Origin of the sequence: Thiorhodovibrio litoralis, assembly GCF_033954455.1 — a bacterium.
Lineage (GTDB): Bacteria > Pseudomonadota > Gammaproteobacteria > Chromatiales > Chromatiaceae > Thiorhodovibrio > Thiorhodovibrio litoralis.
The window spans coordinates 23348-39068 of record NZ_CP121473.1 but is presented as its reverse complement, the minus strand read 5'-3'; the positions used below and the strand labels follow the sequence as shown (position 1 = coordinate 39068).

Annotated in this window: 13 protein-coding genes; 7 read left to right on the top strand and 6 right to left on the bottom strand. The window is 63.4% G+C overall.

The window, feature by feature from the left end; translation table 11 throughout:
• Positions 1-59: 59 nt before the first annotated feature.
• The 4 genes from Thiosp_RS00165 to Thiosp_RS00150 form a co-directional block, all read right to left on the bottom strand.
• Positions 60-1493: a c-type cytochrome gene (locus Thiosp_RS00165; RefSeq protein WP_201066467.1), complete on the bottom strand. Its 1434-nt coding sequence runs from the start codon at positions 1491-1493 to the stop codon at positions 60-62.
• A gap of 45 nt (positions 1494-1538) precedes the next feature.
• Entirely contained in the window at positions 1539-2663 is a 1125-nt protein-coding gene (locus tag Thiosp_RS00160; protein WP_201066468.1) for an AI-2E family transporter, read from the bottom strand.
• A gap of 4 nt (positions 2664-2667) precedes the next feature.
• Positions 2668-4899, bottom strand: a complete 2232-nt coding sequence (gene ptsP, locus Thiosp_RS00155) for a phosphoenolpyruvate--protein phosphotransferase (RefSeq protein ID WP_201066469.1) — start codon at positions 4897-4899, stop codon at positions 2668-2670.
• A 122-nt stretch (positions 4900-5021) separates the two neighbouring features.
• A complete protein-coding gene (locus tag Thiosp_RS00150; RefSeq protein ID WP_201066470.1) occupies positions 5022-5681 on the bottom strand; it encodes an RNA pyrophosphohydrolase in 660 nt (219 codons plus the stop codon).
• A gap of 165 nt (positions 5682-5846) precedes the next feature.
• Between Thiosp_RS00150 and Thiosp_RS00145 the strand changes: the two genes are divergently transcribed.
• From Thiosp_RS00145 to Thiosp_RS00125, 5 genes are all read left to right on the top strand, one after another.
• On the top strand, positions 5847-6536 hold the full coding sequence (locus Thiosp_RS00145; protein ID WP_201066471.1) for a histidinol-phosphatase: 690 nt from the start codon (positions 5847-5849) through the stop codon (positions 6534-6536).
• Between the two features lie 149 nt (positions 6537-6685).
• The gene (locus Thiosp_RS00140) at positions 6686-7465 is read left to right on the top strand and encodes a GNAT family N-acetyltransferase (RefSeq protein ID WP_201066472.1); all 780 of its coding nucleotides are present in this window, start codon (positions 6686-6688) and stop codon (positions 7463-7465) included.
• 6 nt (positions 7466-7471) lie between these two features.
• Positions 7472-8416, top strand: a complete 945-nt coding sequence (locus tag Thiosp_RS00135; protein ID WP_207188048.1) for a lysophospholipid acyltransferase family protein — start codon at positions 7472-7474, stop codon at positions 8414-8416.
• On the top strand, positions 8413-9636 hold the full coding sequence (locus tag Thiosp_RS00130) for a glycosyltransferase family 4 protein (RefSeq protein ID WP_201066474.1): 1224 nt from the start codon (positions 8413-8415) through the stop codon (positions 9634-9636). The genes Thiosp_RS00135 and Thiosp_RS00130 overlap by 4 nt, the downstream gene beginning before the upstream one ends.
• Positions 9608-10138: a phosphatase PAP2 family protein gene (locus Thiosp_RS00125; RefSeq protein ID WP_201066477.1), complete on the top strand. Its 531-nt coding sequence runs from the start codon at positions 9608-9610 to the stop codon at positions 10136-10138. Before Thiosp_RS00130 ends, Thiosp_RS00125 begins: the two co-directional genes overlap by 29 nt.
• Positions 10139-10283: 145 nt before the next feature.
• On the opposite strand, the gene Thiosp_RS00120 is transcribed toward Thiosp_RS00125, so the two are convergent.
• Complete coding sequence (locus Thiosp_RS00120) at positions 10284-10679, bottom strand: hypothetical protein (protein WP_201066479.1); 396 nt, start codon at positions 10677-10679, stop codon at positions 10284-10286.
• An 82-nt stretch (positions 10680-10761) separates the two neighbouring features.
• Here Thiosp_RS00120 and cysZ point away from each other — a divergent pair, with 82 nt between their 5' ends.
• The gene (gene cysZ, locus Thiosp_RS00115) at positions 10762-11502 is read left to right on the top strand and encodes a sulfate transporter CysZ (protein ID WP_201066481.1); all 741 of its coding nucleotides are present in this window, start codon (positions 10762-10764) and stop codon (positions 11500-11502) included.
• 117 nt (positions 11503-11619) lie between these two features.
• Positions 11620-12012, top strand: coding sequence for a DUF302 domain-containing protein (locus tag Thiosp_RS00110; RefSeq protein WP_201066483.1), 393 nt, complete (start codon positions 11620-11622; stop codon positions 12010-12012).
• Here the strand turns inward: Thiosp_RS00110 and Thiosp_RS00105 are convergent.
• Complete coding sequence (locus Thiosp_RS00105; RefSeq protein WP_201066485.1) at positions 11930-15655, bottom strand: sulfite exporter TauE/SafE family protein; 3726 nt, start codon at positions 15653-15655, stop codon at positions 11930-11932. The two genes, Thiosp_RS00110 and Thiosp_RS00105, sit on opposite strands and share 83 nt — an antisense overlap.
• Positions 15656-15721 lie beyond the last annotated feature (66 nt).

The window sequence follows — 15721 nt, the reverse complement described above, 5'->3', positions numbered from 1 at the left end:
ATGGCCCATGCGTTTTCGATCTTGGGCCCAACCTTGGGCCCAAATTTCGCTGCGTCCGGCTAGTCTCCGCTGCGCAGCTTGCTGACCTGCTTGGCCGTGACCGGGGGCGCATCATTGCCCCAGTTGGCGCGGATGTAGCTCGCCAGGATTGAAAGCTGGGTATCGTTCAGCAGGCTGCCGAAGGATGGCATCACCACATGGGGGGAAAAGGCTTCGGTCGGGTCGGACGGAGCGCCGAGCAAAATTGTGTTGACGACATCGTTCGGCTCATCAAGATTGACCACCTCATTGCCGCCCAGAGCCGGAAAATAGGGCGCAAGTCCCTGCCCGTGGCTTTGGTGACAGCCGGCACAGTAATGTTGATACAGCTTACGGCCCTGAATGTAGTCCTGCTCGCTGAGCTGATACGGCACCTTGGGTGTCTGGCGCGGTGCCTGCTTCGGCGGCTGGTCTTTCAGGTAGACCGCGATGGCACGCACGTCGGAGTCAGCCAGATGCGACAGGCTCAGGTGCACCACTTCAGCCATGGGGCCAAGCGCGGCAGTCCCCGGACCACCTTGGGTTCCTGCTTGGGTTCCTGCCTGGACTCCAGACTGGGAATCGGCAGTGGAGCCGGCTGCGGAATCCTTTGGCGAACCGCTTGGCGGTGCCTCCCCGGTGCGCAGGTAGGCTATAAGCGCATCGAGACTCCAGGCTCCGAGTCCGTCACCAAGCTCGGAGGTCAGGTTGGGCGCATACCAGCCATCGATCACCGCTCCGGTCAGCGCATCCTTGGCTTCGGTCGCGCCTGCCAGGTTGCGCGGCGTATGACAGGAGCCGCAGTGGCCGAGTCCCTCGACCAGATAGGCACCGCGGTTCCATTCCTCGCTCTTGCTGGTATCGGGCTGAAAGCGCTTGTCAGTCAGATACAGTTCCTGCCAGCCAAACAGCGAGTCGCGGATGTCAAACGGCCAGCGCAGCTGGGTTTCCGGCGGGCGGTAGTCCGAGGGCTCAAGCGAGAACAGATAATCCTTGATGGCAAGCAGATCGTCGTCCTTGACCTTGGTGAATGACGGATAGGGCAAGGCCGGGTAGTAAGGCTTGCCGTCCGGGCCAATACCGTGCTGCAGCGCGCGCAGGAAGTCCTTATCGGAAAATGAGCCGATCCCCTCACCCTTGTGCGGCGTGATGTTGGGCGAATAGATGGTGCCAAAAGGTGTGTCAAGCGCCAGCCCGCCCTCGAACGGCTTGCCGCCCGGGCGCAGATGGCAGCCGAGACAGTCGCCGGCCAGCGTCAGGTAGCGCCCATATTCAACGCGCTCCTTGGAAAAATCCCCATAGGCCTTGGCTGGCGGGAGGATGGGCTTGCTGGCCTGGCCCTTTGGTGCGCTCTTTGGTTGGCTGTTTGCCGCTTCAGCTCCACTTTGGTCAGACGCGAGCGCCTGCGTGGTGACAAGCATCAGCAACAGCATGGCGAGCACCCCTGTGCTGCCGCAATGAATCAGGTTGCGCATAGTGTTCTCCTGGGAATCAATCAATCCGTCGTGCATATACGTTAGTCATCTGGGAGGCTCTGCGCCCTGGGTCAGCTCGGACCACAGGTTGTCATGGGCCCGGGCGTCATCGCTGTTTGACTCGTCAACCTGAACCTCGGGACCGAGCAGAATCGCGATCGGGCGGGTCTGCGAATTGGCGCCGAGACCGATCTTCAGCGCCATGGTCAGCGGCACTGACAGAAACATGCCGCCAACACCCAGCACATAGCCCCAGAATACCAGGGAAAGGAACACCACCAGGGTCGACATACCCATGCCTTGACCCATGATTTTTGGCTCCAGAATATTACCGATGGCGATGTTGATCACAGTAAAGCCAATCGCGGTCATCAGCGCAGCTTCTAAGTCGATCTGCACCAAGGCGAGCAGCACCGCCGGAATCGCGGCGATAAAGGAGCCGATGTTCGGGACGAAATTGAGAAAAAACGCGATGGTCCCCCACATGGGGGCGAAGTCCACCCCGACCATCTCGAGCAAAATCCACACCAGCACGCCGGTCAGCAGGCTGGTCGAGGCCTTGAGCGCCATGTAGCGGTTGATGGATTGCATCACCTGCTGCGCCTGATTGATGGACTCTTCCGGCGTGCGCAGGGCCAGGCGCAGTTTATTGGGCAGGCTTTCGGCCTCAAGCAAAATAAAAATGACCGCCACCAGCACCAGCATGGCATTGGCCAGAATGGTGCTAAAGCCAGTCACCAGCTGACGCATCAGCGACATCATGCGCGGGGGATCGATCAGCGAGCTCAGTGCATTTTCGTGCAACTCCATCCCATGCGCCTCGACCCACTCTTGCATCTCGCTCGCAGCGCCAAGGAGCTTTGCCTGATAATCCGGCAGGCGCTGATTAAAAGTATTCAGCGAATCCGTAAACAGCGTTCCAACCACTGTGCCGACGCCCAGCAGCAGTCCGGCAATCACCAGCATTGCCGCCCACCTCGGCAGTCCGCGCTCGCGCAAAAAACGCAGCGGCCCGACAGCCAGTACGGCGATGAAAACCGACAGCAAAAAGGGCGTGACCAGATGCGAGGCCGCGCGCAGACCGGCCACCAGCACCACGAAGGCGCCAGCGATGACCAAAAAACGCCCGACAGAACTGAAACCGGCGACTGTATCTGCGACCTTATCCATCACATCAGCGCCCCGGGCGCACCAGGCCGCCAAGGCCAATGTCTTCGAGCGCGGCGGTCATGACCTTGCGCACGGCGGACCCGCTATGGCAGCGCAGTGCATCATTTAGCAATTCGCGCGCGCGGCTGCGACTCAAACTGCGAATCACGCCTTTTACGCGCAGCAAACTCGCGGCGCTCATACTGAGACTATGCACGCCGCTGCCAAGCAAGAGCGCGGCTCCCAGTGGATCACCGGCCAGCTCGCCGCACACACTGACCTCTTTGCCATGCGCACGCGCGCCAGCCACCACGGTCGTCACCGCCCCAAGCACCGCGGGGTGCAGGTCGTCGTACAGTGCGGCCACGCGTGGGTTGTTCCGATCCACCGCCAGCAGGTACTGGGTCAGGTCGTTGGTGCCAATCGAGAGAAAATCCACCCGGCTCGCCAGCGCTTCGGCCTGATAGACCGCGGCCGGCACCTCGATCATCACACCAACCGGTGGCATGCTGACGGCATGCCCCTCGCTGACGAGCTCGTCGTGCGCGCGCCAGATCATGCGCTTGGCTTCTTCGAGTTCGTCGATGGTGGTAATCATGGGCAGCAGCAACTGCAGATTATCGAGCCCCACCGAGGCCGACAGCATGGCGCGCACCTGGGTCATGAAAATCTGCGGATGATCGAGCGCGATGCGGATGCCGCGCCAGCCGAGGAAAGGGTTGGATTCCTCGATCGGGAAGTATGACAGCGGCTTGTCACCGCCGATATCGAGCGTGCGAATGGTGACTGTGCGCGGTGTGAAAATTTCAAGAATGCGCCGGTAGTTGCTGTACTGAGCACCCTCGCCGGGAAAGCGGTCGCGCACCAAAAAGGGCAGCTCGGTGCGATAGAGTCCAACGCCCGCGGCCTCGTCACTGCCGGCCGGGCGCTGCTCGGAAACCAAGCCCGTGTTGAGATAAAGCGGCAGGGCGTAACCATCGGTGGTCTCCGAGGGCAGACCGCGCAGCGCGTCGAGCTCGGCAGCAAAGGCTTGTTCCTCGGCGGCCAGGCGTTCGTATTCGGTGCGGATGCTCGGCGCGGGGTCGACATAGACCCGGCCGCGGTAACCATCGACGATGCTCTCCAGCCCATTCAAGCGGCTGACGGGCAGGTCGCTGACACCCATGGCCGCCGGCAACCCCATGCCGCGCGCGAGAATGGCGATATGCGAGGAGGCCGAGCCGCCGCTGCTGACGATACCGGCAAGCGACTCGCTCGGCACCGCGCTCAGCTGCATGACACTGATCTCATCACCGACCAAAATCGTTTGCGCCGGGTAGTCGAGCGCCGGTGCGCTCTGGTTCTGCAGCCTAGTCAAAATCCAGCGGCCGAGATCGCGCACGTCCGAGGCGCGTTCGCGCAAATAGGGGTCTTCCATCTGATCGAACACTGAGGTGTGCTCGGCGATGGTGTCGCGCAGCGCCGCCTGTGCCCAGCTACCATCGCTGATGCGTTTAAGCGCCCCATCGACCAGGGAATCGCTCTCCAGCATCATGCGCCAGGCCTCGAATAGCGCGCGGTCTTCCTGGCTGAAGCGATCGCCGATGCGATCGATCTCGGCGCCGACGTCCTTGAGCGCGGCACGAAAGGCCGTCGCCTCGGCCTCGGTGTCCTCGACGACTTTGTCTGGGACAGCCTCGAGATTGGCCGGCGGATAGACCACCACCATGGTGCCAAAGCCAATCCCGGGCGAGGCCGCCATTCCGGACAGAAAACGGCTCGGCATCAGGTCCTGCTGATGCATGCGCCCGAGCTCGATGGCACCGGCCAGTTGAGCCGCCAGGGTGATGACAAAGGTGACCTCGTCATCGCCAAAGCGCCGCGCCTCGTGCTGGCGCAGCACCAGCACGCCCAGCACGCGCCGGTTCTGCACGATGGGCACGCCGAGAAAGCCGCGGAAGCGGTTCTCCCCGGTCTCGGTGATACTCAGGTAGCGCGAATGCGTCGATGCATCGCTCAGGCTGACAAGGTCGGCTTTTTCCGCCACCCAGCCGACCAGACCGCGATTGAGCGGGATGCGCACTCGGCCGATAGATTCCGGCCGCAAGCCGTCGGTAGCCAGCAGAACATGCTCGCGATTGCTTTGATCGGTCAGATAGACCGAGCAGACATCGGCGCCGATGGCCTCCTTAACCCGGCTGACGATGATTTGCAGGGCATCGTCGAGCGACAGGGCGCGATTGACTTCCTGAACAATTCGCCGCAGTGATTCAAGCATGCCGAGGCCTCCGCTGAAGCCCAGTCGAGACGATAAATTGACGGGGCGGTCGCGACAGTCGCATAAGGTTAGCGTGAATCACGAGGAGTCATTAATGTTAGTGGGTGCATGCGCATCAGGGACTAACGGCGCCGGTAGGCCGCTCGTGGCTGCACCGGCCCCACCGGCTCCGCCGCCGCCCAGTCGAGCGACAGCGGTTGCGCCGACATGGGCTGGGAATCGCGCGTCAGCCCATCGGGCGAGCGTGATGGGCGATCCTCGCGCAGTTCTGGATAGAGCAGGGGCTGCAACTCAATCAGCGCCTGCTCGTAAACCTGACGCTTGAAGTAGACCACCTCACGCAGTGGGCTCCAGTAACGCACCCAGCGCCAGGCGTCGAACTCCGGCTTGGGGGAGTGGTCGAGACAAAAGGCATCCTCGCCGCAGTCAACCCGCAGCATAAACCAGACCTGCTTTTGCCCGATGCAAGTCGGCCCGCAGCAGTGCCTGCGGATAAAGCGCTTTGGCAAGCGGTAGCGCAGCCAGCCGCGCGTGCTGCCGAGGATGGTCACCTGGCGCGGAACCAGACCGACTTCCTCCTCGAGTTCGCGAAACATCGCCTCCCGCGGGGTTTCATCGCCTTGGATGCCACCCTGCGGAAACTGCCATGCGTTCTGCCCAACACGACGCCCCCAGAACAAGCGCCGCTCGGCGTTGCACAAGATGATGCCGACATTGGGTCTGAAGCCGTCGCGATCGATCAAGCCTGGCCACCTCTTTGAGTTCCGTCTGCATTTTTCCATACTTGGCGCGACAGCGGCAAATCGGCGCCAAACTCGCGCCAGCACGACACCCCAGAGCAGGGACCAGCCGGCAGCCCGCCAAAAAGGCACCCCACGAGCACTGTGGATCGGCGATACTCTTTAATCTTGCCCATTCCTTAAACAGCGCCACACTGGAGGGCCGCCTTGCGCCTGACCATCTTCGATCTCGACAACACCCTGCTCGCCGGCGACTCCGATTATCTGTGGGGATGCCACCTCATCGAGCAGGGCGTGGTCGACGCCACTGAGTATGAACGCAAGAACAGCGCCTTTTTTGCCGACTACCGCAACGGCTGCCTGGATATCGACGCCTTCCTGCGGTTTTCCCTGCGACCACTGAGTCAGCACCCGCTTGCCACCCTGCATGCCTGGCGCGATGCCTTCATGCGCGAAAAAATCGAGCCTATCATCCTTCCCCAAGCTCGCGCGCTCATCGAGGAGCACCGTCGTGCCGGCGACCGACTGCTGATTATCACCGCCACCAATCGCTTCGTCACGGCTCCGATTGCGGAGTTCCTTGGTATTGCCGACCTGATTGCGACCGATCCCGAATTCTGCGATGGCCGCTATACCGGTGAGGTTGCCGGTATACCCGCCTTTCAGCACGGCAAAGTCGAGCGCCTGCACCACTGGCTAGGGGAACAGGGGTTGACCTTAGCCGACAGCCGGTTCTACAGCGACTCCATCAACGACCTGCCGCTGCTGAGCGAAGTCCAACACCCGGTCGCTGTTGACCCTGACCCGCAGCTCGGCGCGGTCGCCGCCGAGCGCGGCTGGCCGATCATGTCGCTGCGCGGCGATACTGGCAGCGGCAACGCAGATGATCCCGCATGATTTTTTCTGCCTTGGGCCGGAGCCAACCACGACGGCCACCGCGCCGCGTCATGGCTCAGTCATATCAAGCTCATGGTTCTGCAACAATCGACTGTTAGCCTTTTAGGTTCGCCTGCCATCATGCATCCGACATACCGGGTATTTCAGTCATGGGAGCCACCGCACCAGTCTCATCCAACGCCCGCGCAGAGCGCCTGCGGGTTGAATTCGCCGATAGTGACACCGCCGTGCGCGAGGCGCTGGCGCTGCGCTACCGCATCTTTGGTTTGGAGTTGGGCGCCAAGCTCAAAAGCGATGCCGAGCGACTCGACTACGACGACTTCGACCATCACTGCCAACATCTGCTGGTGCGCGAGACCGAGACTGGGCAAGTGGTCGCCTGCACCCGTATTCTCGCTCAAACGGCCGCGCGCCGGCTCGGGCGCTTCTACTCCGAAGGTGAGTTCGACCTCGGCCCGATCCGCCGTCTCGACGGCTGCCTGGCCGAGCTCGGGCGCACCTGCGTGGCGCGGGAATATCGCCAGGGCTCGGCCATCGCGGTACTCTGGTCCGGCGTAGCCAGGTACATTCAAATGCACCAAGCCAATTTCCTGTTCGGATGCGCCAGCATCCCGCTCGGCGCCGGCGATGCGCAGGCCGCCGCCATCATGAACCGGCTGCGGCGGCAGGCCATGGCGCCCGCGCATCTGCGCGTGAGCCCACGCCAACCGCTGCGCGTCGAGGGGCGCGGCGAGCCCAAGCTCGACGCACCCCTGCCGCCGCTGGTCAAGGCCTATGTGCGCCTTGGCGCGCGCGCCTGCGGCGAGCCGTGCCGCGACCCCGACTTTCAGGTCGCCGACGTGCTGATGCTGCTCGATGTGCGCGAGCTCAACCCCAGCTACTCTCGTCACTTCATCCGCCGCTCGCACGGCAACCTGGCATCCGTCTGACGGCCGATGATCTGGCGACTGCTGCGCACGATCGAGCATCTTCTGACCGGCACCCTGATCAGTCTGGCCCTGGCCACCCTGCGCGCCCTGGGGCAAGCACCGACTTGGCAACCCGACATCGTGCGCTGGTGGCACCGACGCCTGTGCCGCATTCTGGCGCTGCGGGTGGAGGTCGTCGGTGACATGCGCGAGCCCGCGCTGGTAGTCGCCAACCACATCTCCTGGCTCGATATTCCAATCCTTGGCGCGCACGGACACGTCTGTTTTCTATCCAAATCCGAGGTGCGCCGCTGGCCGATCCTCGGCTGGATGGCCGCGGTGGCCGGAACCCTGTTCATTGAGCGCGGCGCAAACCGGTTTGCCGAGGCCATCGATGCGGTTCGCGCCCGCATCACGGCCGGTTTTTCGGTCGTTGTCTTCGCCGAAGGCACAACCAGCAACGGCGCCGGCGTGCGGCGTTTTCTGCCGCGCCTGTTCGCGGTTGTTCAGCCGCCTCTGGATCATGGGCATGACGGACGGGAGGGCCGCGATCAGCAAGACTCCGGTTGTCGCCCAGGGCAAGATGCTGCAGCGGCGACCCACCCAAGCATGCGCGGCAATCTGGCGGCTCCCATCAAGCTCCAGCCGGTCGCGCTGCGCTATGGCCGCGGCCCGCAGCCGCACCCGGTTGCGCCATTCATCAATGACGACATCCTCGTGCCCCACCTGTGGCGCCTCCTGAAACACCCGGGGATTGAGGTGCGGGTTGTGTTTCTGCCGCCAATCGACACCACGGGACGCGATCGGCGCACCCTGGCCGAGGCCACCCGCACGGCGATTGTCGATGCGCTCGAGCACGATGCTGACCCGGCCCAGGGCACAACCTCGAGCGGGCTTGGCACCCAGGCTCCAGACCGTGGCGACGCGGAATCCGCCCGCCCGAGCTCCACGCAAATGGATGGTGGACGATGAAACCGAGCGATCGCCAACCCTGTCGGCTGGCCGTGGTGACCGAAACCTATCCGCCGGAAATCAACGGCGTGGCCAACACCATGTATCAACTGCTCAGTGGGTTACGTCGCCTGGGACATGAGGTCCGGCTGGTGCGCCCGCGCCAACCCGGCGATCCCAGACGGGCGGACCCGGGTGGCAGCTCAGAGGAGGAATGCCTGGTCCCTGGCCTGCCCCTGCCCGGTTATCGCGGCCTGCGGTTCGGCCTGCCGGTCGGCGGGCAGCTGTGCGCGCACTGGCGCGAGTGGCGCCCGCACGCGGTCTATATCGCCACCGAAGGCCCGCTCGGGCGGGCGGCGCTGAACTGCGCGCGCCGACTCGGCATTCCAGCACTGACCGGCTTTCACACCCAGTTCCATCAATACAGCCGCTACTACGGACTGGGGCTGCTGATGCGGCCCATTGTCAACTCATTGCGGCGCTTCCATAATCGGGCCGACGCGACCCTGGTACCGACCGCCGCACTGCAGGCCGAGTTGGCGCGGGATGGATTCAAGAACCTGAGAGTCTTCAGCCGCGGGGTGGATACGGAGCTCTTCTCCCCGGCGCGGCGCTGCAACGCCCAGCGCCGTGACTGGGGCTGCGGCGAGAACAGCACCGCGGTGCTCTATGTCGGGCGTCTGGCTGCAGAGAAAAATATCGCGCTCGCCTTCGCCGCCTTTTCGGCCATTGCCGCCGCGGGAACCGACTGCAAGTTCATTCTGGTCGGCGACGGACCCGAGCGCGAGCGCCTGGCAAGGCAGCATCCGGATTATGTCTTCGCCGGCGCCCAGGTTGGTCAGGCGCTGGCTGCCTGCTATGCCTCGGCGGACATGTTCCTGTTCCCGAGTCTGACCGAGACCTTTGGCAACGTGGTGCCCGAGGCCATGGCCAGCGCTCTGGCAGTGATCGCGTTTGACTATGCCGCCGCCAAGCAGCATATACACTCTGGTCGGAATGGAATTTCGGTGCCTGTCGATGACCCCGAGGCGTTCATCGAACAAGCAGTTGCACTGGCACAGGATCATGCGAGACTGCGGACTCTCGGGCTAGCCGCCCGCGACACCGCCATCGCCATGAGCTGGGACAAGGTCATCAGGGATCTGGAGCGGAATATCCTGTCCCTGGTGCGGCGGCAACCAACCCCAGTTTCAGCACAAGGGGAGGAGACCGATGCGCGTCTTGTGGCAACGTCTGAGTAAATTCGATGCGTTCTGGTGCCAGAACTGGCATCGACGCTCCAGTCGATATTGGCTGATGCAGCGCGGTTTTGCCGTGATCAGCCGGCTTGGCGACGGCCTGTTCTGGTACAGTCTGATCGCGTTTTTCGTGCTCTTCGACGGGGTCGACGGCCTGCGCGCCGGCTTGCACATGCTGCTGACAAACGCGGTCGCGCTCGCGTTATACAAAACCCTGAAGCACAGCACCAAGCGCGAGCGCCCCTGCAATGCCGGCATCGGCATCCATGCCATCGTCGCACCGCTCGACCGCTACAGCTTCCCCTCTGGGCACACCCTGCACGCCGTGGCCTTCTCGACGGTGGCGCTCTTCTACTACCCGCATCTCGCCTGGCTACTGGTTCCACTCACGCTGCTCATCGCCGCCTCGCGCGTGGTGCTCGGCCTGCACTATCCCAGCGATGTCATCGTCGCCACCGGCATCGGGCTTGGACTTGGCTACGCAAGCCTGAAGCTGCTGTCCTGAACGGAACCAGAAACCGCAGGGGAATTCGTTGTCATCTCCGTAAAGGATTCCCGCACACCCAAAAAGCGTTCTCAGTGCGCGCTGGTCTAGGGATTAAGACCAGCCGAGCGAGCCCAGCCAAGCAAACATTGAGCGGGTAACAACTCTAACTCACATTCGGAGGTATGAAGCCCTCCCTGAGCTCGATCCAGTCGGGAGTGAAGACGAAGACGGTGATCGCCACCTTATCGCCGTTGAGGATTTTTTCTCGTAGCGCGGGGTCGACATCCACTCGGGCGGATTGCCACAGCTTGCGCTGCTCGGCGGTCACAAAGGTACGATCGCCCGCATCGCGCGCATCACGGCGGTGGAACCTGTGATAATTTGCGCGATCCTGGGCTAGGATCTGTCGCACCGAGGTTAGGCGCACGCCCTTGGAATTGAAGCGGTCCTGATCGGAGATCACACAGTCGTAAAGATCGAGCCCATCATAGGCGTGCGCCGAGGCGCTCAACACCAAACCAGCAAGCATCAGACCTATACGCGTTTTGGCAGTTTGCACGGCTGAGCCCTCCTCAGAGTAAATTGGAAAGACACGACACACGCATCATATCAGTCCCTCAGCGAACCGGGAGTCCATCGTCTTGATCACCCAGCCCCTGACCGGCGCCCGTTACTTGCTCACTGGCCTGCGGCTGATTGGCCGGCCACGGCTGCGGCCTTTCGTGGCAGTGCCCTTGGCGATCAATACACTGGTTTTCGTGCTGGCCATCACCTTTGGGGTCGGTCAGTTCGAGCACTGGATGAATCTGATGACGGCGCGAATTCCCGACTGGCTTGATTGGCTGGAATGGCTGCTGTGGCCGGTTTTTGTGCTGGTGCTGCTGGTGCTGGTGTTCTATACCTTCACGCTGGTGGCCAATCTAATCGCGGCGCCCTTCAACAGCCTTCTGGCGGAGAAGGTCGAGCTGGAGCTGACCGGGCAGGTTCCAGATGCTGAGGGTAGCCTGCGCAAGTTGCTCGCCGAGCTGCTGCCGTCCTTGCTTGATGAGCTGGTCAAGCTGGTCTATGCGCTGGCGCTCGCCATCCCCTTTCTGCTGTTGTTGCTGGTACCCGTGGTTGGACCTGTCCTGTGGCTGCTCTATACCGCCTGGATGATGGCCGTGGAGTATGGTGATTATCCGCTCGGTAATCATGGCTTGCGCTTTAAGGAGATTCGCCAGCGGCTCGGGCGGCGGCGACTGCTGAGCCTCGGTTTCGGTGGCGCGGTCGCAGCCATGAGCATGGTACCGGTGCTGAATTTTCTGCTGATGCCGAGCGCTGTGGCCGGCGCGACCGCGCTCTGGGTCGGCGAACTGCGCGCGCTGCGACCGGAGCACGCTTGAAACCGATCCGACCGCGCCAATAGGAAGACGCGGTTATTGGCGAATGAACTCGCCGCTATAAGGCCCCACTGAAAGAAAACACCTAACCAATCAGCAAAAGCAAAGGAGCAAACGCACATGTACGGCTTTTCCACTCGCATCAAAACCTCTTTCGATGACGCCGTGACCCGTGCCACCGCGGCACTCAAGGTTGAGGGTTTCGGGGTGATGACCGACATCGATGTCGCAGGCACCTTCAAGGCCAAGCTCGGCGTGGAGCGCGGTGGCTATCGCATTCTCGGCGCCTGTAATCCGCAGCTCGCGCATCAGGCGGTCGAGGCTGACCCGGATATCGGATTGCTGTTGCCCTGCAATGTGCTGGTGCGCGAGGAGACGAACGGCGAGGTGACGATCGCCTTCATGGACCCGCAGGCGGTGCTCGGGCTGGTCAATCAGCCCGGCGTCGACCAGCTGGCAGGCGAGGTTCGCGCTCGCCTGGAGCGCGTGCGCGACGCGCTGGCGGCTCAGTAAACTCCGAGTCCAGGCGGGCGTCGGCGCGGCCGGCGAAGACGCGCAGATCTTCAAAAATCATCGCCCAGCAACGCGCACCGAGCAGACTGGTATCGCCCTGGATGCGCACCGACATGCGGATTCCATCGGGCTGGCGCGATAGCTCAAGCTGCATCTCGACCGGGCCAAGCTCGGTGGCGGTGTCGACTGTTTTCTCGCAATCGGCTTTCTCGCAATCGGCCTGCGCCGGTTGCAGTGCTTGTTCCTTTGCTTCGAGTGGGGCCAACGCCAGACCCGGCGTTGCCACGGCTTCACGCGGGCGGGCGTAAATCGCGAGCTGCAAGGCGATCAGATTGGTCGCAAGCTCCGGGGTTTGGGTCTCGATCCGGCTCAGCACGCAACCTGGCGTGCGGCAGCGCTCGCGCAGCGCGAAGGTCAGCTCGCGGTCGACAAAGACGCAGATGGACTGCTCGATGCCACGCAGGCGCCGCTCACTGGCGCGCACCCGGCGCGGGTAGGGCGCCTGGTCGCGCAGTTGCTGCTCAATGACCTGGCGCACTTTGTCATACGCCTTTGGAAGCGCGCCGCTGTGGAAGCCGCGGTAAAGAATGCCGCGCATGGTCTCGCCATGGCTGCCGATGATGGCCGGTTCCAGCGCCAGCTGTGCTTCGCGCTCGCTGGCGCCTCGCAGTGTGGCCGTGTGATTGGCCTGATACAGCTTCCAGTTCTCCTTCAGCTCCCACACCACAAAGCCGAATAATCCGGGCAGCAGTAAGATGGTCAGAGTCACTAGCGGAATGGTGATCACGGCGGGCAGCACCGAGCCAGTCAGCTCCAGCATCATGGCTGTGATGCCGGGTAGAAAGGGCAACAACAGCTTATGGCCGATAGTGACGATCGGGAAATGTTTGACCGGATTCACCTGCGGCTCGACCAGCACCGTGATGTAGAACTGCAGCAGTGACTCGGCAAGAGCCCACAGAGGCGTGGCCAGGGCTTTGACCAGAAAGCCGCCGATCGGCTCATGCAGATGGTGCATCAGCGCTTCTTCCACTCGGTGCAGCCCCTGGGCGATGCGCCGGGTCGCCTCCTTGAACAAATAGAGCATGTGTTGGATCAACCCCAGCACCAGGGTCTGGTTGATACGGCGCTGCAGCTGCACCAGGTAGGTGACCATATTGTCGATGAAACGGCGCCCGGCCGGAGTATTGCGCGCCAGGGTGCCGAGTGCGAAGGCCAGCCCCAGTAGCCAAAAGCCGGGCTCGATGGGGATTTCTTCCACCAGAACCGCGAGCGCGATGATGGGCATTAGCGGCAGGATGCCGAACAGCAGGGGTTGAATGAGATTCCGCGCCAGCCCGCGGAACAACCCGGTGCCAAGCAGTCTGGCCAGCGGCGGCCATCGCAGCAAGCGGCGGGGCGCCTGTATCAGCAGCAGGTCAAAGAGCGTGCGGCTGCCGTGCCAGGTGGCGCGCAGGACATGATGACCGATGTCGGTATGTATCACCAGATTGGTCAGGGTGGCACCGGCGGTCACCGTGAGTGGGGTGGTCAGGTGGAAGCTGGCTTCCACGTCCGGCAGCAGATGCAGCAAGAGGTCGATGCTCTTTAGCGCCAGAAAGGTCGCGCCGAAGGGAAGCAGCGCGTGGCGCAGCACCGCCCGCCCCGCGCGGGTGCCAAAGAGCGGCGCCGAGAGCTGCTGCAAACCTCTGATATACAGCTCGCCCGGGCGATAGACGCCGGGCAGGGCGCGCGCGGCGGTGCGGTCAAAGCGGCGCAGGCGGTCGCCACGGAAGAACTCATCCAGCGTTGGGTCCGGCAAGCGCAGCACATTGCGGGCGACGATGTCGCGCACATCGGTGAACTTCAGATGGCGGCGCTGCTTGATGACGTCCAGCAATTCACGCCGCATCTTGTGCTCGGCTACCCGCTCGCGATGGTTGCGCGGGACGAAGTCGGCCTCGCGCAACGCTGTTGCCAGGCGCGGCATCAACTGTGCTTCCAGGTGGCTGCTGAGGCGCTCGCGCATCTCCTCGAGCAGCAGACCATGGGCCTCAAGTTCGTGCAGCGGCCAGTCGAGATCGTCGAGGCGCACGCGCGCGCTGTGCAACGAGCGCAAACAGTGCAGGGGCGCCTGAAAGGGCAGAATTTCGCGCACGCGGATGCGCCTCCGTCCGAGCACCCGGCCGGAAATCCAGCCCCACAGGCGCAGGCGGTAGTAATCGTCGCGCGTCTCGCACAGCACTTTTTCGAGCTGCGCGAGCAGCGCGCGTGCCGCGGGCGAAGCACTGGCCCCGCGGTCCTCCGCTGCCAGTCGCTTGATCAGGGCGTCGAGCTGCTCGGCCTCGGCAGGCTTCAGGCCCAGCTTGGCGGCCAACTCGGCGGCCAAACTCTGCTCGCAGTCGTCCTCGTAAGCGGCAATCCCCCGGCACAGCTCGCCAGCGGAGCCACCGCAAAACTGCATCAGCCGCAGCAACAGCCGGCGCGCGTCAGCCAGGTGCACCAGGGCGGTGGCGAAACGCCCGCGCATCTGACTGCGATTGGCCGCGGCAATGGCATGGCGGAACAAGCCCAGGCCGGCACCCATCCAGGCGCCCGAGGGCGGGCGGCGCGGGCGATTCTGCAGCCGCTCGAGACTGGGCGCAAACAACAGCCGCCCGAACAGGCGGCTGAGGCGCGCACTCGGACAGTCCCATAACCGCGCGAACAAACCCTGCCTGCGCTTCAGACTCGAGGCCTCATGCATCGCCGCCAGGCAACGCGCTTCGAACTGCACTGCTAGGTCATCCGGAGCCGGGTACTCACCAGCCAGTCCCGCCAAGCTGGCCGATGGCAACACGGCCGTCGCGCGGATGGCTTGCTGGGTAGCGGCATAATCGGGATCACGCTCACCGCGCGTCAGCCCCCCCGGCAGCAAGGGTAGTGGCTCCGGCGGTTGCTCGCCGGAACCGGGACGGGTTTTTTGCAGCAGCGGCGGCAGCGGCCCAACGCCCGCCGTCGCGCTGAACAGCGGCGGCAGCTCTAGACCGCTCGCCGCCAACCAGACATCGATCCGCCCCCAATCGGGCACTGCCGGAAAGTAGAAGGCGCGCGCGCCCGGGGCGAAATAGCGCAGGCGCACCACGCGCGCGACAAAGCTGCGACAGACCAAGGCATCGTCCCAGATCGGCAGCGTCAGGCCGTCGCGATCGAGAACATCGCGCAGCTCGGCAAAGCCATGCTCGCCAACCAGCGCGCGCAGCGCCCGCGCACCGAAGTCGTGATGATCGCCGGCGGCATCGCGCGCCATCTGCCAGGCGCGCGCCACCTCGGCCTCGAAGGCGCGCGCCCAGTAGTCGTGGCGCAGGCGGCTGAATCCCTGACTGTCGATCCCCTGGGTACGCGGGGAGGGCAAGAGCACCACATAGGGCGGCAGCTTCAGCCCTTCGATGACCGACAACGCCTCGGGATTTTCGCTCTCCAATCCGAACAGGAAATCCTCGCGCCGCATCAGATAATAGGGCAGGTCGGGGATGCTGACTTCGTGCTGGCGCGCGCCAAGCTCTTCTTCGATCAGCCGCTCGATGGCGCGCGCATGGAATAGGAAGACCCCGTCCGCCGGATTCAGCACCTCCTGGCGAAAGTCCTTGGCGCCTATGATGGCATCGGGCTTAGTGGCCGTCATACAACTCGATCGACTGTTAGAACTGACCGTGCAGAACTGGCTGACTTGCCAGCCCGGCGCAAAAAC

What these genes read in the sequence shown, in the direction of transcription:
- Thiosp_RS00165 (WP_201066467.1), bottom strand. Translation starts at nt 1,493, where the DNA reads ATGCGCAACCTGATTCATTGCGGCAGCACAGGGGTGCTCGCCATGCTG.
- Thiosp_RS00160 (WP_201066468.1), bottom strand. Translation starts at nt 2,663, where the DNA reads ATGGATAAGGTCGCAGATACAGTCGCCGGTTTCAGTTCTGTCGGGCGT.
- ptsP (WP_201066469.1), bottom strand. Translation starts at nt 4,899, where the DNA reads ATGCTTGAATCACTGCGGCGAATTGTTCAGGAAGTCAATCGCGCCCTG.
- Thiosp_RS00150 (WP_201066470.1), bottom strand. Translation starts at nt 5,681, where the DNA reads ATGGAAAAATGCAGACGGAACTCAAAGAGGTGGCCAGGCTTGATCGAT.
- Thiosp_RS00140 (WP_201066472.1), top strand. Translation starts at nt 6,686, where the DNA reads ATGGGAGCCACCGCACCAGTCTCATCCAACGCCCGCGCAGAGCGCCTG.
- Thiosp_RS00135 (WP_207188048.1), top strand. Translation starts at nt 7,472, where the DNA reads ATGATCTGGCGACTGCTGCGCACGATCGAGCATCTTCTGACCGGCACC.
- Thiosp_RS00130 (WP_201066474.1), top strand. Translation starts at nt 8,413, where the DNA reads ATGAAACCGAGCGATCGCCAACCCTGTCGGCTGGCCGTGGTGACCGAA.
- Thiosp_RS00125 (WP_201066477.1), top strand. Translation starts at nt 9,608, where the DNA reads ATGCGCGTCTTGTGGCAACGTCTGAGTAAATTCGATGCGTTCTGGTGC.
- Thiosp_RS00110 (WP_201066483.1), top strand. Translation starts at nt 11,620, where the DNA reads ATGTACGGCTTTTCCACTCGCATCAAAACCTCTTTCGATGACGCCGTG.
- Thiosp_RS00105 (WP_201066485.1), bottom strand. Translation starts at nt 15,655, where the DNA reads ATGACGGCCACTAAGCCCGATGCCATCATAGGCGCCAAGGACTTTCGC.